This is a genomic window from Paraburkholderia sp. UCT70 (genome assembly GCF_050434085.1).
In the GTDB taxonomy this organism is placed as follows: Bacteria; Pseudomonadota; Gammaproteobacteria; order Burkholderiales; family Burkholderiaceae; genus Paraburkholderia; species Paraburkholderia tuberum.
Genome location: NZ_JBNPVZ010000004.1, coordinates 3,513,070 through 3,532,570, shown reverse-complemented (window position 1 = coordinate 3,532,570; position 19,501 = coordinate 3,513,070). Strand labels below are relative to the sequence as shown.

21 protein-coding genes are annotated in these 19,501 nt (G+C 66.5%); 5 read left to right on the top strand and 16 right to left on the bottom strand.

Going from position 1 to position 19,501, the window contains the following annotated elements; all coding sequences use genetic code 11:
* Window positions 1–91 precede the first annotated feature (91 nt).
* On the top strand, window positions 92–1,075 hold the full coding sequence (locus OKW41_RS42025; protein ID WP_429576084.1) for a transcriptional regulator GcvA: 984 nt from the start codon (window positions 92–94) through the stop codon (window positions 1,073–1,075).
* A 19-nt stretch (window positions 1,076–1,094) separates the two neighbouring features.
* Here the strand turns inward: OKW41_RS42025 and OKW41_RS42020 are convergent, their stop codons facing one another.
* The 10 genes from OKW41_RS42020 to OKW41_RS41975 all read right to left on the bottom strand — a co-directional run bounded on the left by OKW41_RS42020 (window position 1,095) and on the right by OKW41_RS41975 (window position 9,828).
* On the bottom strand, window positions 1,095–1,364 hold the full coding sequence (locus tag OKW41_RS42020; RefSeq protein WP_018419275.1) for a DUF493 family protein: 270 nt from the start codon (window positions 1,362–1,364) through the stop codon (window positions 1,095–1,097).
* Window positions 1,336–2,295: a D-amino acid aminotransferase gene (locus tag OKW41_RS42015; protein ID WP_429576083.1), complete on the bottom strand. Its 960-nt coding sequence runs from the start codon at window positions 2,293–2,295 to the stop codon at window positions 1,336–1,338. The genes OKW41_RS42020 and OKW41_RS42015 overlap by 29 nt, the downstream gene beginning before the upstream one ends.
* Before the next feature lie 13 nt (window positions 2,296–2,308).
* The gene (locus OKW41_RS42010; protein WP_429576082.1) at window positions 2,309–3,538 is read right to left on the bottom strand and encodes a D-alanyl-D-alanine carboxypeptidase family protein; all 1,230 of its coding nucleotides are present in this window, start codon (window positions 3,536–3,538) and stop codon (window positions 2,309–2,311) included.
* 321 nt (window positions 3,539–3,859) lie between these two features.
* A complete protein-coding gene (locus tag OKW41_RS42005; protein WP_090802833.1) occupies window positions 3,860–4,504 on the bottom strand; it encodes an alpha/beta hydrolase in 645 nt (214 codons plus the stop codon).
* Window positions 4,505–4,530: 26 nt separating this feature from the next.
* Window positions 4,531–4,854, bottom strand: a complete 324-nt coding sequence (locus OKW41_RS42000) for a (2Fe-2S) ferredoxin domain-containing protein (RefSeq protein WP_018419271.1) — start codon at window positions 4,852–4,854, stop codon at window positions 4,531–4,533.
* Between the two features lie 104 nt (window positions 4,855–4,958).
* Window positions 4,959–6,116 (bottom strand): VanZ family protein, encoded by a 1,158-nt coding sequence (locus OKW41_RS41995; protein ID WP_429576081.1) that lies wholly within the window; start codon window positions 6,114–6,116, stop codon window positions 4,959–4,961.
* Window positions 6,117–6,147: 31 nt separating this feature from the next.
* A complete protein-coding gene (locus tag OKW41_RS41990; RefSeq protein WP_429576080.1) occupies window positions 6,148–6,774 on the bottom strand; it encodes an ABC-type transport auxiliary lipoprotein family protein in 627 nt (208 codons plus the stop codon).
* 30 nt (window positions 6,775–6,804) lie between these two features.
* Entirely contained in the window at window positions 6,805–7,773 is a 969-nt protein-coding gene (locus tag OKW41_RS41985) for an MlaD family protein (RefSeq protein WP_429576079.1), read from the bottom strand.
* 46 nt (window positions 7,774–7,819) lie between these two features.
* Window positions 7,820–8,698 carry an ABC transporter ATP-binding protein gene (locus OKW41_RS41980; protein WP_018419267.1) on the bottom strand — a complete coding sequence of 293 codons (879 nt, stop codon included), beginning with the start codon at window positions 8,696–8,698 and terminating at the stop codon, window positions 7,820–7,822.
* Complete coding sequence (locus tag OKW41_RS41975) at window positions 8,695–9,828, bottom strand: MlaE family ABC transporter permease (protein ID WP_429453401.1); 1,134 nt, start codon at window positions 9,826–9,828, stop codon at window positions 8,695–8,697. Before OKW41_RS41975 ends, OKW41_RS41980 begins: the two co-directional genes overlap by 4 nt.
* Before the next feature lie 146 nt (window positions 9,829–9,974).
* Between OKW41_RS41975 and OKW41_RS41970 the strand changes: the two genes are divergently transcribed.
* From OKW41_RS41970 to OKW41_RS41960, 3 genes are all read left to right on the top strand, one after another.
* On the top strand, window positions 9,975–10,913 hold the full coding sequence (locus OKW41_RS41970; protein WP_429576078.1) for a biotin--[acetyl-CoA-carboxylase] ligase: 939 nt from the start codon (window positions 9,975–9,977) through the stop codon (window positions 10,911–10,913).
* Window positions 10,910–11,749 (top strand): type III pantothenate kinase, encoded by an 840-nt coding sequence (locus tag OKW41_RS41965; RefSeq protein ID WP_429576077.1) that lies wholly within the window; start codon window positions 10,910–10,912, stop codon window positions 11,747–11,749. Before OKW41_RS41970 ends, OKW41_RS41965 begins: the two co-directional genes overlap by 4 nt.
* 153 nt (window positions 11,750–11,902) lie before the next feature.
* Window positions 11,903–12,142, top strand: coding sequence for a hypothetical protein (locus OKW41_RS41960; protein WP_429576557.1), 240 nt, complete (start codon window positions 11,903–11,905; stop codon window positions 12,140–12,142).
* 67 nt (window positions 12,143–12,209) lie between these two features.
* Here OKW41_RS41960 and rfaE2 read toward each other — a convergent pair whose 3' ends face one another.
* The 6 genes from rfaE2 to OKW41_RS41930 form a co-directional block, all read right to left on the bottom strand.
* Window positions 12,210–12,692, bottom strand: coding sequence for a D-glycero-beta-D-manno-heptose 1-phosphate adenylyltransferase (rfaE2, locus tag OKW41_RS41955; RefSeq protein ID WP_429453407.1), 483 nt, complete (start codon window positions 12,690–12,692; stop codon window positions 12,210–12,212).
* Window positions 12,693–12,853: 161 nt separating this feature from the next.
* Entirely contained in the window at window positions 12,854–13,732 is an 879-nt protein-coding gene (locus tag OKW41_RS41950) for a ferritin-like domain-containing protein (RefSeq protein ID WP_184026492.1), read from the bottom strand.
* Between the two features lie 538 nt (window positions 13,733–14,270).
* On the bottom strand, window positions 14,271–15,062 hold the full coding sequence (locus OKW41_RS41945) for a PhaM family polyhydroxyalkanoate granule multifunctional regulatory protein (RefSeq protein ID WP_429576076.1): 792 nt from the start codon (window positions 15,060–15,062) through the stop codon (window positions 14,271–14,273).
* A gap of 82 nt (window positions 15,063–15,144) precedes the next feature.
* Window positions 15,145–16,002 (bottom strand): enoyl-CoA hydratase/isomerase family protein, encoded by an 858-nt coding sequence (locus OKW41_RS41940; protein ID WP_429576075.1) that lies wholly within the window; start codon window positions 16,000–16,002, stop codon window positions 15,145–15,147.
* Between the two features lie 54 nt (window positions 16,003–16,056).
* On the bottom strand, window positions 16,057–17,310 hold the full coding sequence (locus OKW41_RS41935; RefSeq protein ID WP_429576074.1) for an ABC transporter substrate-binding protein: 1,254 nt from the start codon (window positions 17,308–17,310) through the stop codon (window positions 16,057–16,059).
* Window positions 17,311–17,442: 132 nt separating this feature from the next.
* Entirely contained in the window at window positions 17,443–18,426 is a 984-nt protein-coding gene (locus tag OKW41_RS41930; protein WP_429576073.1) for a fumarylacetoacetate hydrolase family protein, read from the bottom strand.
* A gap of 147 nt (window positions 18,427–18,573) precedes the next feature.
* Between OKW41_RS41930 and OKW41_RS41925 the strand changes: the two genes are divergently transcribed.
* On the top strand, window positions 18,574–19,491 hold the full coding sequence (locus OKW41_RS41925) for an IclR family transcriptional regulator (RefSeq protein WP_429576072.1): 918 nt from the start codon (window positions 18,574–18,576) through the stop codon (window positions 19,489–19,491).
* Window positions 19,492–19,501: the final 10 nt, after the last annotated feature.

Sequence of the window (19,501 nt, the reverse complement as noted above, 5' to 3'; positions counted from 1 at the left end):
TCGCCAAAAATCGTTTAATGACTAGAATCCTAGGTGCAGCAAGGACTTGGGCAAAACGATCAATTTTCACGTCTATGTGAGAAATATTGCGATGGACCTGCGTCAACTCCCCGCCCTGAACGCGATCAAGGCGTTCGAAGCCGCCGCCCGCCACGAGAGCTTTTCGCGCGCCGCCGACGAGTTGTTCGTCACGCACGGCGCGGTCAGCCACCAGATCCGCGCGCTCGAGGCCGAGCTCGGCGTGTCGCTGTTCGCGCGCGACGGCAAGCGCGTGCGCCTCACCGAAACCGGCCGCCGCTACGCCACCCAGGTGCGCGCCGCGTTGATGGAGCTCGCCGACGCGACTCGCGCGATCCGTGCCGGCGACCGCGAGCGGCGCCTCGTGATATCGATGCTGTCGTCGTTCGCGGCCCGCTGGGTGACGCCGCGCATCGGCAGCTTTATCGAGGCAAATCCGCAGTGGGATCTCGAGTTGCTGACCACCAATGCGCTGACGGACTTCGCGCGCGACGACGTCGACGTCGCGATCCGTTTCGGCTTCGGCAAATATCCGGGGCTGCACGCCGAACTGCTGCTCGACGAGATTTTCTTCCCCGCCTGCTCGCCCAACTTCAACGGCGGCAAGCTGCCGCAAACCCCGGCCGATCTCGCCAAAGTCCCGCTGCTGCGCTCCGACGACGAGCTATGGCGCCCATGGTTCGACGCCGCCGGCCTCGCCGACTGGCCGGAGCCGAAGCGCGGCGTGCTGTATCAGGATTCGTCGAATCTGTTGCAGGCGGCCGTCGACGGCCAGGGGGTCGCGCTGACGCGCCGCTCGCTCGCGATGCACGAGATCGCGGCGGGCCGGCTCGTGCGGCTCTTTGATGTGGATGGACCGAGCCCGTGGCAATACTATTTGGTCTGCCTGCCGCAGATGCTGGGGACCGCGCGGGTCAAGGCGTTTCGCGACTGGGTGTTCGACGAGGTGGCGCGCTTCAGGCTGCTGTTCGATCTCGCCTGCGAGGCGGGTCCCGCGGCGAGCGCGCGCCTGGCGGCGCAGGGAGTGACGGCGGACGCGTTGCGCGTCGCGCCGTAAGGTGAAAAACCGCGCGGTGTTACAGCACGACCTTGACCATCGGATGGCCGGTCAGCGCGCGATAGATGTCGTCGAGATGCGCGCGGCTCGTCGCCCGCACGTGGACGGTCAGCCCCGTGTAGGTGCCGCTGCTCGACGGCCGCGTCTCGACGCGCGACGCATCGACCTCGGTATCGAACACGCGCACCACTTCGACGATCGTCGCGGCAAACTCGGGGTGCGATTTGCCCATGATCTTGATCGGGAAATCGCAGGGGAATTCAAACAGTGAGTCGTTCTCGGGATTCATTCTCTACTCCTTCTTCCGCCGCGGCGGCTTCAGCCGCCTTGGCTCGCTGATACGCCGCATACAGCTCCGCAAACACCGCGCCCGGGCGGCCCGTGCCGACCGGCGCGCCATCGAGCCGCGTGACCGGCAGCACTTCCCTGGTCGCCGAGCTGACGATGATTTCATCGGCCGCGCGCACTTCAGCTTCGGTGATGTCGCGCGCCTCGAAGCGGATACCGCATTCGGCCGTCAGCTCCTCGATGAGCCCATAGCGGATCCCTTCGAGAATCCTGTTGCTGCGCGGCGGCGCGGCCAGCACGCCATCCTTCACGATCCACACGTTCGACGACGACCCTTCGGTCAGCAAACCATCGCGGAACTGCAGCGTCTCGAAGGCGTCGTTTTCGGCCGCGTATTGCGCCATCAGCACGTTGCCGAGCAGCGATACCGACTTGATGTCGCAATTGAGCCAGCGACGATCCTCGGCGCTCACGCACGGGACACCGCTTGCGCGCTGCGCGGCGGCGGGCAGGTTCAGCGCGGTGACCATCACGAACACGGTCGGCTTCACGCCGGCCGGAAATGCGTGAGCGCGCTTCGCGACGCCACGCGTGACCTGGATGTATGCGATCGCGTCCTGATCGGCACGCAAGCCGCCGTCCGTTTCGTTGGCCTCGGCCACGCGTCCGATCAGCTCGCGCCAGCCAGCGTCGTCGAGCGGATTGGCGATGCCGATCTTGCCGACCGAGCGCGCGAGACGCGCCAGATGCTGCTTCAGACGAAACGCGGTGCGCCGTCCGCTCGCGTGCGCGTACAACGGCGCCACTTCGTAAATGCCGTCGCCGAAAATGAAGCCGCGGTCGAGCACCGGCACGCGCGCTTCGGACAACGGCACCAGTTCGCCGTTCAGATGAACGATCGGGTCCGGCGAAACCCCGGAGACAACGGTCATTGCGACGTAGCCCTTATTTTTTCTTGTTGAACATCAGCATCAGCGAATCCCACACGCGGCCCACCACACCGGCTTGCTGCACCGGCTGCAGCGCGACCACCGGGAATTGCGCGAGCACCTTGCCGTCGGCGACGAGCTTGGCGGTGCCGATCTGCTGGCCGTTTGCGATCGGCGCGACGAGCGGATCGTTGAGTTCGATCTGCGGCTTCGCCTTGTCGGCGGCGCCCTTTGGCAGCGTGATGTACTGGTCGCTTTTCACGCCAACCTGCACGCTGTCCTGCGAACCCTTGTAGACGCGCGGCGTGGCCACGACCTGGTTCGCCTTGTACAGACGCGTCGTGTCGTAGGCGGTGTAGCCGTAGTTCAGCATCTTCAGGCTGTCCTGCACGCGGTCGTGCTCCTTGGTCTCGCCCATCATCACCGAGACGAGACGGCGCGACGCGTCGGTCGTGCCCGGCAGCGGACGCTTCGCGCTCGCGATCAGGCAGTAGCCGGCCCCTTGCGTGTGACCGGTCTTCAGACCGTCGACGGTCGGGTCGATCCACAGCAGACGGTTGCGGTTCGGCTGCTTGATCTTGTTGTACGTGAATTCCTTGACCGAGAAGATGTTGTAGTAGTCCGGATAGTCGCGGATCAGGCGCGCCGACAGGATCGCGAGATCGCCCGCCGTGGTGTAGTGCTGCGGGTCGGGCATGCCGTTCACGTCGGCGAAATGCGTGTGCGTCATGCCGAGCTTCTGCGCCTCCTTGTTCATCATGTCGACGAACTGCGCCTCGCTGCCGCCCACCAGTTCGGCGAGCGCGATCGCCGCGTCGTTGCCCGACTGCACGATCATGCCGTACACGAGGTCGTGCACGGTCACCGGCTTGAGCGCCTCGATGAACATGCGCGATTCGTCGTTGCGCACGCGCCGCACGGCTTCGCTCGGCTCGATGCTCTGATCCATCGTGATCTTCTTCGTGTTGAGCGCTTCGAACACGAGATACGCGGTCATCAGCTTGGTCAACGACGCCGGCTCGACGCGCTCGTCGGCATTGGCGGATGCGAGCACCTGGTTGCTGGTCGCGTCGACGAGCACCCACGATCGCGCGTTGACGCCCGGCGGCGGCACCTGCGCGAACGCGGTGCTGGCGACGAGCGTGGCCGGCAGCACGAGGCCGACGGCGATGGCGCGATTGAGCGAAGCGGGAACGAAAGAAGCGAGTGACGGGAATGACGTGCGGCCAGAGGAGGAGAAACGCATAGGGTCGATTCGTGCAGAAAGATACGTTGCGCGACAGCGCGCGGAGTTGGGGGAGCCGGTCGGCGGGGCATCTGGCCGTAAAACGGCGGGCGCCCGTTGGACTGATGGCGACGCAATCGGTTCGCGAGCGCAGCGCTGCGCACCCGGCCGCGCCCTCCCGCGAAATGATTCCGCGGCGCGCGATTCTGCCGGCTGGGCGGCGCTGTGCCCAAAAAAAGAGCGCCCATTATACGCGCGCTACCTGGTCAGCTTCGCGCGCGTGTCGTCGATTTGCACACGTTTGCGCGCACCTGTCCCCCGCAAAATTCGCGTCGCGCGTTTTCAGCGCCAGGCGTCGACGATGATCCGCTTCAGGATGTGAAGCTTGCGATGCAAAAAGTGCTCGGCGCCCGGAATCACGACGACCGGCAGTTCCTGCGGCCGCGCCCAGTCGAACACGGACTGGACGGGAACGGTCTCGTCGACTTCGCCGTGGATCACGAGTGTGCTTTCGGGCACGGGTGCGACGTCCCAGCGGCTCGCCGCGGTACCGACGAACACGATGCGCTCGATTTCCCGGCCTTCATCGCGCAGCTTCGCCGCGACGTGCGACAGCACCACGGTGCCGAACGAAAAGCCCGCCAATACGAGCGGCAGATCGCCGTAGTCCGGATCGGCGCGCATGTGCTCGAGCACCGCGCGCAGATCGTCGCGCTCGCCGACGCCCGCGTCGTGCTCGCCCTGGGTCTGGCCGACGCCGCGGAAATTCGACCGGTAAGTGACGTAGTTCAGCTGCACGAGCGTGCGCGCGAGGGTCTGCGCGACCTTGTTGTCCATCGTGCCGCCAAACAGAGGATGCGGATGCGCGACGAGCGCGATGCCGCGTGGCGCGGCGCCTTTTTCGCGCACGCCGTCGGGCAGGTCCAGCGCGACCTCGATCTTGCCGACCGGGCCGTCGATCAGATACTTCTTCGTGTTGACGTTCATCGGGATGGATCGTTTTGTGGTTCGCGTTATTGATCGATCTTCAGACGCTCGACGATCTTGCCGTTCGCAAGATGCGATTCGACGATCTCGTCGATGTCGCTCTCGTCGACGTAGGTGTACCAGACCGCCTCGGGATACACGACGAGCGTCGGGCCCAGTTCGCAGCGATCGAGGCAGCCGGCCTTGTTGATGCGCACCTGGCCGGGCCCGGCGAGGCCGAGTTGCTTCACGCGTTTTTTCGCGTATTCCTGCATCGCCTGTGCGTTGCAGTTCGCGCAGCTCGGACGCTCGGCGCCGGGGTCGCGCTGATTCAGACAGAAGAAAACGTGGTGCTTGTAGAAGGAATCCATGATGTTCGGGAGGCGAGCCTGAAAGGAAGTGCAATGGCGGTGCGGACGATTATAGCCACCGGGCTGTGCAGGCGTCGGGACCTGGCGGCCGGCGCGCAGGCACGTCACGCCCGCCTCGCGCGCCGCTTGAGCCACGCCCGCTCGACCGCGAACGCGAGCCACACCAGCGCCGCATAGGGCCATATCCATGCGAGCCAGCGCGCGAGCCCGTTGAAATGCAGATAGCGTCCCTGCCGCCAGTCGGCGAGCACGGCGTCGAAATACGGGTTCACCGGCAGCAGATTGACGAACACGAGTGCGACGACCAGCGCGACCCCGGCGAGCGTCGCACGCAACCGCCGCCGCAGCGGCAGCGCGACGAACGCCGCGATGGTGCCGCACACGAGTCCGATTAGCGCGCCGGGCGTCGCCCAGTCGAACGCGAGGCCCGATTGCGATTGCAGGAACGTCGCGCCGGCCTTCACGCACAAGGTCGCGACGATGAACACGAACAGCAGGCGCACGCGTGGCGCATGACGGCGCGCCGGCAGCGATGCAAGCGCGAGCGCCGCGAACAGGTTTAGCGCCGTGATCAGCGCTTCCCATGTGTCGTCGTCCAGCCACGCGGCGGCCGCCGCCGGCCATGCGCCGACATGCCACGCGGACGGCGTCCACGAGAGCAGCGCGTCCTGGGTGGCCGGATCGACGCTCAGCCACAGCGCGCGCGGCCAGTTGCCGAGACCGAACAGACGCGGCGACGGATACATCGTCGCAAACGGCCACGCGGCGACGAGGCAGGCGAGCGTCGCATGGCCGCGCTCGAACCACAGCAACCGCAAACACCTGAGCAGGCCGCGGTCGAGCAGCGCGCCGGTCAACGGCGACATCATCGCCCCGCCGACGAGCGCGCCCAGCGTGTTGGCGGCGAGGTCGAGATTGGAGGCGACGCGTGTTGGCAGATAGGTCTGCACGGCTTCCATCGTGCCTGACAGCAGACCGCCCAACACGAACGCGAGTGCGACGGCCAGCGTGCCGCGCCAACGCGGGTACACCGCGAGCACCACCAGCGCGCCGAACGGCATATAGCCGAGCACGTTGGTGACGACGTCGAACGCCGTCAGGTACTGCGGCATCGGCTCGAACAGATAGGCGACCGGCGCGATGCCGAGCGAGCGCCAGCCCGAGAACGGATACCACGACCCGTAGACGATCAGCGCCGTGTAAAGCAGCAGCGCCTGACGGGCCAGCGTCGACGGGCGGCGCAGCCAGGGGCGTTCGCTCATGCAGCGCTCCGTTGCGTGCGCTGCCCGCCCGTCATTGCGCGGCGACCAGCGCCTGCGAGCCGAGCCACGTGGTGATCTGCGCGACGAGGTCGTCGCTGGCCGCGGCGAGCGCCCGTGCGCCGCCGGCCGCATCCGCCGAATGCGCGGGCGCGTGCGCGACGAAGGTCTGCTGGCCGATCACCTTGCCGCCCTGCATCAGCGTCGCGCGCGCGGTGATCGCGCCGTGGCTGTCCGTCTGGCTGTCGAACACCTGCTCGAACTCGGTCAGATCGACCCGCAGCACCGGCGCGGTCACGCCGTCCGCGCCCGTCAGCACGGTGCCCCGCTCGCTCAGCGCGTTGCGCAGGCGCTGCGTCAGCAGTTGCGACGGCATCATCGTCCAGTGGCTGCTGGCGTAGGCGGCTGTCTGCTGCGCGTCGGCGTAGCTCAGCCGATAAGTCAGCCGGTCGGATTCGAGCACGGACGGCGCGCTGACCTCCAGCACCTTGACGGCCGGCAGCCGGCTCGCCGCGGCGGCCTGCGGCGGCGGCCCGAAGTCGTAGCGGATGTCCGACACTACCGCGGACGTGCCCGCGCAGCCCGCCGCCAGCACGCCGAACGCGAGCAGCGCCGCGAGCGCGGCGCGCGAGGACAACAGTCGGTCAATCGAGCGTGACATGGGCATCTTCCTCTGTTCTAGCCTGCGGATTTAGTGAGCTGCGGGCGCAGTGGCGGCGGGCCACGCGAAGCCGGCCTCGCCCGGACCCGGCGCCGGGCGCGGCGCGCCAAACAGCACGCTGCGCGGATTGGTGCTGAAGGTGTCGGCGGCGCGGTCGATCGATTGCGCCGCCGCGCGCACGTCCTCGGTCAGCGAATTGACGCGCGGCAGCGTCTGGAAGCCGACCTGCGCGGACAGGTCCTGCAGCGACGTGTTCATCTGCGTGAGCGCATCGCCCGCCTGCTGCGCGGCCGTGCCGACCTTGTTCAGATTGCGCTCGAGGGGCCCGTCCGGACGGTTCAGGTTCGTGATCATCTGGTTGGTCGACGCGAGCGTGCGGTCCAGCTGGTCGATCGTGCCGGGCAGCTTCTTGGTGACCGGCGCCATGTCACGAGTCAGCGTCGCGACGCCCGAGGCCGCCTGCGCGATGCTCGCCGCCGTGTCGTGCAGCTGCGCGACCATTTCCGGCGACAGCATGTCGTTCACGTTGTCGGTCACTTTTTCGAGCTTGCGCAGCAGCACCTCGCCGCGTTGCTGCAACTGGTCGAACAGACCCGGGCGCATCGGTAATTGCGCGACCCGTTGCGCCGACGACGGCAGCGGCGTCGGATCGCGCCCGGTATCGTCGAGCTGGATGAACGCGATGCCGGTCACGCCCTGCAAGCCGAGGCTGCCGAACGTCGAATGCGTGATCGGCGCGTGCTCGTCGACCATGATGCGGATCAGGATCTGCCCCGGATGTGTCGGATCGAACTTGATCGACTGCACACGGCCGACGTCGAGCCCGCGAAAGCGCACCGCCGCGTCCGCAAAGAGGCCGTTCACGTTGGTGCGCGCGATCAGGTCGTACGGCACCCGCACGGTGCGGTCGACGTTGAACAGATACGCCGCCAGCGCGATCGCCGCCGTCAGCACGACCGTGAAGAGCCCGGCCCAGAACGCATGCGCTTTGTTTTCCATTGTCAGTCTTCCTGGTTCGTAGCGGCCCGGTTCATGGCGGCCGGCCTCATAGCGGCAACTCGGACGACGCCGGCTCGAGCGCCGCCTGCGGCAGCTTCGCGCGGCGCTCGGGTGGCAGCGCCTGCAGCGCGCGGCGCCCGCGCAGGCCGAGGAAATATTCGTGGATGAACGGATGGTCGACGCCCGCGGCCTCCTCGACCGGCGCGTTGACGAGCACTTTGCGATCGGCAAGCACGGCCACGCGTGTCGACAGTGCGACCATCGTATCGAGATCGTGCGTGATCATCACGACAGTCAGACCGAGCGCGCGATGCAGGCCTGAGATCAGCTCGACGAATTCGTCGGACGCCTCGGGGTCGAGGCCGGCGGTCGGTTCGTCGAGGAACAGCAGTTCGGGTTCGAGCGCGATCGCGCGCGCGATGCCAACCCGCTTGATCATGCCGCCCGACAGCGCCGATGGCATCTTCGACGCGTGCTTGCACGGCAGCCCGACCATTTCGAGCTTCAGCATCACGATGTCGCGCAGCAGGTCTTCGGGCACCTTGCCGAGCTCGCGCACCGGTTGCGCGACGTTGTCGAACACGGACAGCGACGAGAACAGCGCGCCGCGCTGGAACAGCATGCCGGAGCGGCTGCGCATCAGCAGCGCGGTGTCGGGCGAGATCGTCGCGAGGTCTTCGCCGAACAGCTTGATCGTGCCCCTCGACGGGCGCTCGAGGCCGAGAATCTGCCGCACCAGCGTGGTTTTGCCCGAGCCCGAGCCGCCGACGATCGACACGATCTCGCCGCGCCGCACGTCGAGGCTCAGATGCTGATGCACGATGTTGCGGCCGTAGCGCTTGGTGATGTCGATCACCTCGATCACCGGCTCGGCGATCGACGGTACGGGTTGGCCGCGTACGGCTTCGGTGAGTGGCGCGATCATCCTAGCCCCTCGTTTTGAAAGAGGATCGCGAACACCGCGTCCGCGAGAATCACGATGGTGATCGACGTGACCACCGAGGTCGTCGTGCCTTCGCCGAGACTCTGCGAATTGGCTTTGATACGGAAGCCGAAATGACAGCCGGCGAGCGCGATCAGCATGCCGAATACCGCGCCCTTGCCAAGCCCGATCCACAGGTTCGCGATCGGCACGACGTTCGGCAGCTGGCGCGCGAAGAAGCTCATGTCGATGCCGAGCACGAGCTTCGCGGCGAGCGCGCCGCCCGTTAACGAGACCACGTTGGTCCACATCACGAGCAGCGGCATCGCGACGGCCAGTGCGATCACGCGCGGCAGGATCAGCCGCAGGCCGTGCGGGATGCCCATTACGCGCATCGCGTCGAGCTCCTCGGTCACGCGCATCACGCCGATCTGCGCGGTGATCGCCGAGCCCGAGCGGCCCGCCACCAGAATCGCCGACAGCACCGGGCCGAGTTCGCGAATCACCGCGAGGCCGAGAATATTGACGATGAACTGGTTCGCGCCAAAGATGCGCAATTGCTGTGCCGACAGATAGCTCAACACGATGCCGATCAGGAACGCGACCAGCGCGGTGATCGGCAGCGCGCGGGCGCCGGCGTTGTAGATGTTCGCGGAGATTTCGGTCCACGGCGTGAGTTTCGGCTTGCGTACGATCGCGAGCAGATCGAGCACGAAGCGCCCGAGCATCGCGACGCCGCCCTGCATGTGCTCGACGAAAGAAAAGAGCCCGAGGCCGAGACGCGTAAAGGGATCGAGGCGCGTCACCGGCTCGGCGCTCTCGCGCACCGTGTCGAGCAGCGCGATGCGCTCGAAGATGTCGCGCTGCGTGTCCGTGAGCGCGGTGCCCGGCGGCATCTTGCGGCCCCACACGCGCCACAGCGCCTGGCCGCCGACGTGGTCCATCCTGTCGACGCGCGACAGGTCCCACTCGCCGATGCCCTGCGCGCCGGTCAGCGAACGCAGCTGCGGAATCACGTGCCCGGTGTCGCGATCGCGCGCGAGCGCGAGCGCCGTCCACTGGCCCGAGAGACGGACGATCTTGCCTTGGCTGCCGGCCGCGACTTCAAGGCCGGGCGGAGTGTCGTTGTTCAAGGATCGCGTGAATCTGGTTATCGGATTAGCGGCCATTGTAACGAAGGCTCGGCCGCCGGTCCGCACTGATGCACATCGACCGGCGTCGCCGTTCACCGCTGCGCATTCGAGTCCCGGGCGGGTTTGCTGTGGCTACAATATGGGACATGAATGCCTCCAAGACTCCCGCCTCCCCGTCCGCAGCGACAAGCGCGGCACCAGCCTCGTCGTCGGCTTCGACCGACTGGCGCATCGACCGCGAACGCGCGGTCAAGCTGTTCGGCGCGCATGCGCATGACTGGCCAATCGAAATCGTCGAAGAAACCGGCTCGACCAACGCCGACTTGATGACCCACGTGAAAGCCCTGCCGCGCCGCGCGAACGCGCTGCCGCGGCCGATCGTGCGCGTCGCGTATCTGCAGACCGCTGGGCGCGGCCGCCGTGGGCGGCCGTGGTACGCGGAGCCCGGCAACGCGCTGCTGTTTTCGGTCGCGTGCGTCTTGCCGCGACCGCTCGAAGGGCTCGTGGGCTTGAGTCTCGCGGTGGGCGTCGCGCTCGTCGACGGGCTGCGCTCGCTGCCGGTCGCCGGTCCCGGACAGATCGCGCTGAAGTGGCCGAACGACGTGCTGCTCGAAGGCGACAAGCTCGCCGGCATCCTGATCGAAACCGCGTGGAGCACCGACGACGCGAGCGCGGTCGTGATCGGCATCGGCACCAACGTGAAAGGCGCCGACCAACTCGCGGCGAAGGTGGGCGCGCTGAACGCCCAGGTACCGCCGCAGGCGCTCGGCACCGTGCCGACCGCGTTGCAACGCGCGCTGCCGAACGCGAATCTGACCGATACGCTGGCAGCCGAATTGAACGCGCTCGAACCGATGCTGCAGCGCTTCGGCGCCGAAGGCTTCGCGCCGTTCCAGCCGCGCTGGAACGCGGTGCATGCTTACGCGGGCCGCGACGTCGTGCTGCTCGAACAAGGCCAGGAACTCGCGCGCGGCGTGGCGGCGGGCGTGGACGAGCGTGGCCAGTTGCTGCTCGATACGGCTGAGGGCCGCCAGAGCATCGCGACCGGCGACGTGTCGCTGCGCCTCGCCCACGGTGTCGCATGAGGCAGCGCGCGCCATATCTGCTGATCGACGCGGGCAATAGCCGGATCAAGTGGGCGCTGGTGCAGCCCGATGGGACGCAGTTGGCGGGCGGCGCGCTCGCGCATGACGACCTTGCCGGGCCACGCGCGCGGTCGGGTGCGCAACCCGGTTGGACTGACTGGCCGGCGCCATGCGGCGCGTGGCTCTCCAACGTCGCGGGCGCGGAGGTCGCGACGCACATCGCGGCGCTGGTCGACGCGCACTGGCCGCGACTGCCGCTCGCGACGATCCGCGCAAGTGCTCGTCGATGCGGCGTGACCAATTGCTACACGACACCGGACTCGCTCGGCAGCGACCGCTGGGCCGGCATGATCGGCGCGCACGCGACCTTTCCCGGCGAGCATCTGCTGCTCGCGACCTTCGGCACCGCGACGACGCTCGAGGCCTTGCGCGCCGATGGCGAATTTATCGGCGGATTGATTGCGCCGGGCTGGACGCTGATGATGCGCTCGCTCGGTGAGCACACCGCGCAACTGCCGACGCTCGACGCCGCGCGCGCGCGCGGTCTGCTCGACGCCGCCGATACCACCGGCGCGGGCCGTCGCGGGCCGTTCTTCGCAACGGATACGCCGCGCTCGCTGTCGGCGGGCTGCACGCTGGCGCAGGCCGGATTGATCGAGCGGATGTGGCGGGACCTGCAGGATGAGTGGCAGGTGCCGGTGCGTCTCGTGGTCAGCGGCGGCGCCGCCGACGAAGTGGCGAGCGCCCTGAAAGTGCCGCATACTCGCCACGATTCGCTGGTGCTGTCAGGGCTTGCGCTGATCGCAGCCGAGGATACGGCGCGGCAAAGCGGCTGATTGCCTGCCGTGGCTAACGTTTGATTCGCGACCGGGTGGCGCGTGATGTAGAACGTGCGCCTGCGTTGCGCGCAATTCGCCGCCCATTTTCCGAACCCGAGTTTTTCCCGCACGCCCCAGGCTCAACTTCTTTCTGAATTGGAAACACCCACAATGCTTCGCTGGCCGATCGCCATTCTGATTGTTGTCAACGTGCTGGCTTTCGTCGCGCTGCTTGGCGCCTTCGGCCCCACACCCACCGCCAGCGGACGCGAGCCGAATCATCTGAACCGCCAGATTCATCCGGACTGGCTGAAGGTGCGGCCGATCAGCGCCGCCGATGCGGCCGACCAGGCGGTGGTCGGCGGACCCGCGCCGCAGGCGCCGATTTCGACATCGGAGTTGCCGCAGTAGTCAGGTGAGCGACGCGGTCGGTTAGAAGTTCAGCAGTGCGCCGCGCGTTTTGCGGTAACGGGCGGCATCAACCCTGCGTCCGCACCTTCTTCAACAGCGCGGTCGTCGAGCGCTCGTGCTCGAACGCAATCGCGAGCGCCTTGCCGCCCCAACCGCGCACGAGCGCCGATTCGGGCAGCGCGTCCATGTCGTAGTCGCCGCCCTTCACGAGCACGTCCGGGCGCAGCGCGGAAATCAGCTCGACCGGCGTCTTCTCGCCGAAGCCCACCACGTAATCGACGCTTTCCAGCGCCGCTAGCAAGGCCATGCGGTCGGCCTCGTTGTTGATCGGCCGGTCGTCGCCTTTGCCGAGCATCCGCACCGACGCGTCGCTATTGACACCAACGATCAGGCACGCGCCCAACGCCTTTGCGTCGGCCAGATAAGTCACGTGACCACGATGCAGGATATCGAACACGCCGTTCGTAAACACGACGGGCGCGCGCAGCGAAGGACGAAGCTTCACCAGGGCATCGCGCGTCAGAATCTTGCGTTCAAAGATGGCGGTCATCGCACGGTCACAGAGTTGGGGAATCTGGGAGTTGGGGAGTTACGGGAACAGGAATGCCAGGTGCCGTCACGATACACGCTGGACGGTTCGAAGCAAAACGGTCCGGCAAGCTGACGCTTGCCGGACCGCCGTTTGATACGGTGCTGAAACCGCCTGAGTCGTTACGCCGGCTGCTGCTGCGCCGGGTTTTGTTCAGCGGCTTGCAGACGCGCGACCACTTCCTTGCGATAACGGTTCAGTTCCTGCGCGGTGTTGAACGTGCGTTCGAACAGCAGCGACAGGTTGTGCAGAATGCGTTCGATGACCTTCTTTTCCCAGCCGTCGTCGAAACGGATCTGCTCGTCGAGCCAGCGCTCGAGCCATTCCGGATCCGGCAGACGCGACTGGATCGTGTCGCGCGGGAACAGCGCCTGGTTCACGTGCAGGTTGGTGGGGTGCAGCGGCTTTTCGGTGCGACGCGCCGACGCCATCAGCACGCCTATCTTCGCAAACGCGGCACGCGCGATGTCGCCGGTTTGCGCCATCGCCTTCTTCATGTAGCGCAGATACGCACCGCCGTGGCGCGCTTCGTCGCGCGAGATAGTTTCGTAGATGTGCTTGATGACTGGCTCGGTATGCCATTCGGCGGCGCGGCGATACCAGTGATTCAGGCGGATTTCGCCGCAGAAGTGCAACATCAGCGTTTCGAGCGGCGGTGCGGGATCGAACTCGAAGCGCACTGCGTGCAGTTCCTCTTCGGTCGGGACCAGTTCCGGCTTGAAGCGGCGCAGGTATTCCATCAACACCAGCGAGTGCTTCTGCTCCTCGAAGAACCACACGCTCATGAATGCGGAGAAATCGCTGTCGTGATGATTGTCACGCAGAAACATTTCCGTGGCGGGCAACGCCGACCATTCGGTGATCGCGTTCATCTTGATCGTCGCGGCTTGCTCGTCGGTCAACAGCGATGCATCGAATTTGTCCCAGGGAATGTCCTTCTCCATGTCCCATCGAACGGATTCGAGCGATTTATAAAGTTCCGGATAAAGCATGGTGTTCATAGTCCCACCCCTGTTCTGCACATACTGTGTGTGTCTGTTGCTGCTACGTGTAGCCGTTTTTACCTACGACGAACGGACGTGCCGTTTATCGGCCAAGCATTCAATTTTACGCGTTAATCAGCCGCCCAGAAGCATCGGGCAGCAAAGAAGTCCGGGCTTGGTATTGCCGCCTGAAGCGTGAATCAGGCGCCGTGGCCAACCGTGGGGGAGGGATACCCTTTGCCTGAGGTCGAGCCAGTCTGGGTCGACAACCGCACCGTCCAGCCCTGCACCGGTAGCGCCGGCGGCGAATGACGCGAGGGCGGCGGGATTGGTTGTTTTCGGCGCACGCCCCAAAGCCAGATCAAGCTTACACAATCATAGCACGCGCCTCCCACGAAACCCGTGACAGAAGCGGCGCGAGCGCACGGTGGTATTGACTTCTCTCAATAAAGTCGGCGATCCGCGCGGGCGGAAACCGCCGGCGCTGGAATAGGGAAAAACGCAGCCGATCAGTCGCCTTCATCATCGGCCACTGATTCCCGGCGCGCCTTCCGGCTCACGTCGACTTTTTCGGCGTTGCCGCGCTCGTTCCGGCCGCGCGTTTGGCCGACGGCGCGGCGCGCTTCGCCGCCGGCCGTTTGACGGCGGGCTTCGCGTTTTGCGCGGCGGCGCCCGACGCATCGGCGCCCGACGCATCCGCCGCCTTCGACGGTTCCGGCTTGCCCTGCGTGCCCCCGCCCGCCGCGGCGACCGCGACGGACGGCTGCGTCATTGCGAACTGCGCGATCTGGTTGAACTGCGATTGCAGCAGATTCCACCACGCGGACGCATCGAAGCCGGGCGCCGCGGGCGCTTCCTCTTCGTCGCTGTCGGCCTGCGTGGCGCTTTCGGGCGTGGGCTCGGCCGGCTTCGTCCAACTCCGCGCCGGGGCGGGGCTCGAGGCGGTGTTCGGCGCGTCACTCGCGGCGGCACCCGACGCAGCAGCCGCCGCCTGCGACATCGACGATTGCGCGAACGCGCCGAACGCGCGCAGCGTCGCGAGCGTCGCACGTTGCACTTCGAGCGCCTGGATCGCCGACTGCAGCATGCTCAGATTCAGCTTCAGCCATTGCTCGACCGCGCGCATGTCGGTGATGCGCTTGTCGAGCTCCTCGACGCTCGTGAGCGGCGCCATCATGTCGGACATCATCGACAGCGACGGACTCGTGCCCCCACCCGGCTGCGCGCCCGTCATGGCGGCGCCGAACGGCGACAGCCGAATCATGCTCCACATGCGATCGAGCATTTCAGCGGGCGGAAAACCGGGGAAGCCGGGAAATGGCGGCGCGGAGCCAGTGGTGTCGGTCATGGTTGTCGCCTCGGTGCTGGATGATAGGTGGAGCGCGCGATGCCGCGCGCGTCGATTCGATCATACCGTGTGGGGTATGACATCACGATCGTTCGTCGTTACGTGGACCGCCCGCGCCAAAATCGGGCGCGCGCCGCTCGCGCAACGAGCTCAGGCCCTCGCGCACGTCGGGCCCCGCGAAGCCCATGAATTCCAGCGCGAGCGACGTATCGAACGCCGGCCCCGCCGTGCGCAGCCAGTTGTTCAACGCGTACTTGGTCCAGCGGATGGCGGTCTGCGAACCGTCGGCCAGCTTGCGCGCGACTTCGAACGCCTTCGGCAGCAGATCGCTTTCGTCGACGGCCAGCGACACGAGCCCGATGCGCTCCGCCTCCTCGCCGCTCACCGGCTCGCACAGCAGCAGGTAGTACTTCGCCTTCGCCATGCCGCACAAGAGCGGCCAGACGATCGCCGCATGATCGCCAGCGGCGACGCCGAGGCGCGTGTGTCCGTCGATGATGCGGGCCGTCTTCGCCGCGATCGAGATATCGGCGAGCAGCCCCGCGACGAGCCCCGCGCCGACCGCGGGCCCGTGCATCGCCGACACGATCGGCTTGCCGCAGTTGATCACGTTGTAGACGAGATCGCGCGCTTCGCGCCACACACGCGTGCGCACCTCGAAATCGTTCGCCATGTCCTCGACGAGTTGCAGATCGCCGCCGGCCGAAAAGCCTTTGCCCTCGCCGCGAATGATCGCGACGCGCGTATCGGGATCGCGATCGATGTCGCGCCAGATTTCCGCGAGCTCGTAATGCATGCGTGCGTTCGCGGTCGCGAGGCCGCTTTTATTCGCGCCCTCGCCGCTCATCACGACTTCGAGCACGCCGTGCGGATGACGCTGCAAACGCAGCGACTGGTAGTGCGCGTAGTACGCGTCGTTCGGTTGCGATGGCTGAGGCATGGTGAGCAGTCTGGAGGAGATTCGTTCAGTCGCGCGCGCAACGCCGCGCCCCGTTCAATGCGGCTGATAAAGCCACTTGCCATTGGTGATTTCGACCATCACGCGGGCGCGCTGATCGAGCCCGAGATGATCGGCCGCGCTCATGTTGACGACGCCATTGGTGTCCGCGAGACCGCGTGTTCCTTCGAGCGCGTCGCGCAGCGCGCGGCGAAACGGCGGCGTGCCGGGCGCGCCGGCTTTCAGCGCGAGCGGAATCGCATGCTCGAGCAACGCGCCCGCGTCCGACGTGTACGAACCGAATGCCGACACGCTGCCCGCGCCGTGCCGCGCTTCGAAGCGCTCGATGTAATCGAGCGCGAGACGCCTGGCCGGATGATCGGCCGGCAATTGCGTGGCGACCAGCACCGGGCTCGCGGGCAGGAAGGTGCCGTCGCAATCGGCGCCGCACACGCGCAGGAAGTCGTTATTGCCGACGCCGTGGTTGTGATAGATGACGCCCTTGTAGCCGCGCTCGCGCAGCGTTTTCGGCGGCAACGCGGCAGGCGTGCCGGCCGCGCCGACCACTACCGCGTCGGGGTGGGTCGCGAGAATCTTCAGCACCTGGCCGGTCACGCTCGGATCGGTGCGATTGAAACGCTCGCTCGCGACCACGTCGATGTGATGCAGCTGCGCGAACTTCGCGACCTCGGCGTAGAACGTCTCGCCGAGCGCGTCGGCCTGGCCGATGAACGCGATCGTCTTCACACCGTGTCCGCTCGCATGCTCGGCGATCGTCGAGGCCATCATCGCGTCGGTCTGTGGCGTCTTGAAGACCCAGCGACGTTTCGCGTCGACCGGTTCGATGATTTTCGCGGACGACGCGAGCGAGATCATCGGCGTTTCGCCCTCGGCGACCACGTCGATCATCGCGAGCGAATTCGGCGTGATCGACGAGCCGATGATCGCGTCGACGTGATTCTCGCTGAGGAGCTTCCTGGTGTCCTGCACGGCGTGGGTCGTGTCCGATGCATCGTCGAGCACGATGTATTCGACGTTCTGCCCGCCGATCTGTTTGGGTAGCAGCGCGACCGTGTCGCGCGCGGGAATGCCGAGCGACGCGGCCGGCCCGGTCAGCGACAGCACGAGACCGATCTTCACCTGCGCGAACGATGTCAGCGGCAACGCACAGGCAAGCGCGGCCCACAGCGTCGCGGCGCGCCGCGCGAAGCGCCGACCACGTTGAGGCAAGCCACGCGCGCTCGTGCGCGCTTCAACGGGCGACGCGCAAGCGCGCCGACGTTCAGCTGCGGAGAAGTCCAATCGCGGCATGCTGTCTCCTCACGTCGGGGTTTTCGTTGTGATGTTTGCCGCAGTGTAGCCGCGCGCGCAAGTGGCGGCATCGGGCGAAACCCTTTCGCGCGTGCCACCCGCGTCACAGCACTGCCGCGTGAGCGCCGCGCTTCATTCGAGCGGCGCGATGCTCTGATCGATCGCACCGAAAATCGACTTGCCCGCATCGTCGAACATTTCGATCTTCACGGTGTCGCCGTATTTCATGAACTCCGTTTGCGGCGCGCCGTGCTCGATCGTTTCGAGGCAGCGCTTCTCGGCGATACAGCAGTAGCCGCGTTTCGCGTCCTTGTTCGACACCGTGCCCGAACCGACGATGGCACCAGCACGCAGATTGCGCGTTTTCGCGGCATGCGCGATCAGCTGACCGAAGTGAAACACCATATCGGTGCCCGCGTCGGGCTGGCCGACCTTCCTGCCGTTCCAGTGGACGATCATCGGCCGATGCACGCGGCCTTCGCGCCAGTGTTCGCCGAGCTCGTCGGGCGTCACGGCGACCGGCGCGAACGAGGTGGCCGGCTTGCTCTGGAAAAAGCCGAAGCCCTTCGCGAGTTCGGCGGGGATCAGGTTGCGTAGCGACACGTCGTTGACGAGCATGACCAGCCGCACGCCGCGCAGGGCCTGCTCGGGCGTCGCGCCCATCCGCACTTCGCCGGTGACGACCGCGACTTCGGCCTCGAAGTCGATGCCGTACTCTTCCGATGCGCACGCCACGTCGTCGCGCGGGCCGATGAAGTCGTCGCTACCGCCCTGGTACATCAGCGGGTCGGTCCAGAATTCGGGCGGCATTTCCGCGCCGCGCGCGCGCCGCACGAGCTCGACGTGGTTCACGTACGACGAGCCGTCGGCCCACTGGAACGCGCGCGGCAGCGGCGCCATGCACTCTTTGGCGTCGAATGAAAAGCTGTTGCGCGCACGGCCCTGGTTCAGCGCATCGTACAGGTCGTGCAGTTGCGGCGCGTAGAAGGCCCAGTCGTCGAGCACGCACTGCAGCGTGGGCGCGATCGCGTCGGCGATGGCCGCCGTGTGCAGGTCGCGGGACACGACGATCAGTTGACCGTCGCGCGTGCCGTCCTTCAGCGAGGCAAGTTTCATAGAGCTGTGAACCGTGTATTAGTGACGATGGAAGGAATGTATTCTACGATGGTGAATCGGCGCGGCCCAATATCTGCGTGTTCGTCGTCGTGTCACCGTAGCCGTCTCCATTACGATCACCGAACGCGCTGCTCGCGCCTTTTGCACATGTCCGCCAACGCCCGCTCCGGCACGATCCGCACCCGCACCGACCCCGCGTCCGTCGACGATCTGCTCGATCCCGCCCATGCAACCGACGCAACCGGCGCCGATGACGAACCCGGCGAAGAAAAACTGCGCTCGGGCATCCAGTCGATCGAGGTCGGTTTCAGGCTGCTCGACGTGCTGACCCACGAGCCGCGCGCGATGATGCTGCGCGATCTCGCGCAGCGCGCGGGCATGAGTCCGGCGAAGGCGCATCGCTATCTGGTCAGCTTTCTGCGTCTCGGCGTGGTCGCGCAGGACCCGCTGTCGGGCCGCTACGAACTCGGCGGCTTCGCTTTGCAGCTGGGGCTCGCGCGGCTTGCTCGCGTCGACGGTGTGAAGCTCGCGCGCATCGCGCTCGCCGAACTGCGCGACCGGCTCGACCTGACCGTCGGCATCGCGGTGTGGGGCAATCAGGGACCGACGATGGTGCACTGGATGGAGTCGAGCTATCCGGCCAAGGCGTCGCTCAAGCTCGGCGACGTGATGCCCTTGCTCAGTTCGGCGACCGGTCTGCTGTTCGCCGCCTACCTGCCGTCCGGCAAGACCGCCGCGATGCTCGAGCGCGAGCTGGCCGACTCGCGGCGCTCGTCGTATAGCGGCGCGCCACGCACCCGCGAAGAGGTCGACAAGGTGCTCGCCGAGGTGCGCGAGCACGAGGCTGCGCGCGTCGAAGGCATGCTGCTGCCGACGATCCACGCGTTTTCGTTGCCGGTGTTCGATTCGACTGGCGAACTCGCGCTCGGTCTCGTCGCGCTCGGCCATGAAGGCGCGTTCGATATCCGCTGGGGCGGCGAGATCGATACCGCGCTGCGCGAATGCGCGCGCAAGCTGTCGTACGAACTCGGCTATAGCGCGACGCCGCGTGGCGACAACGGTTGATACGCACCGA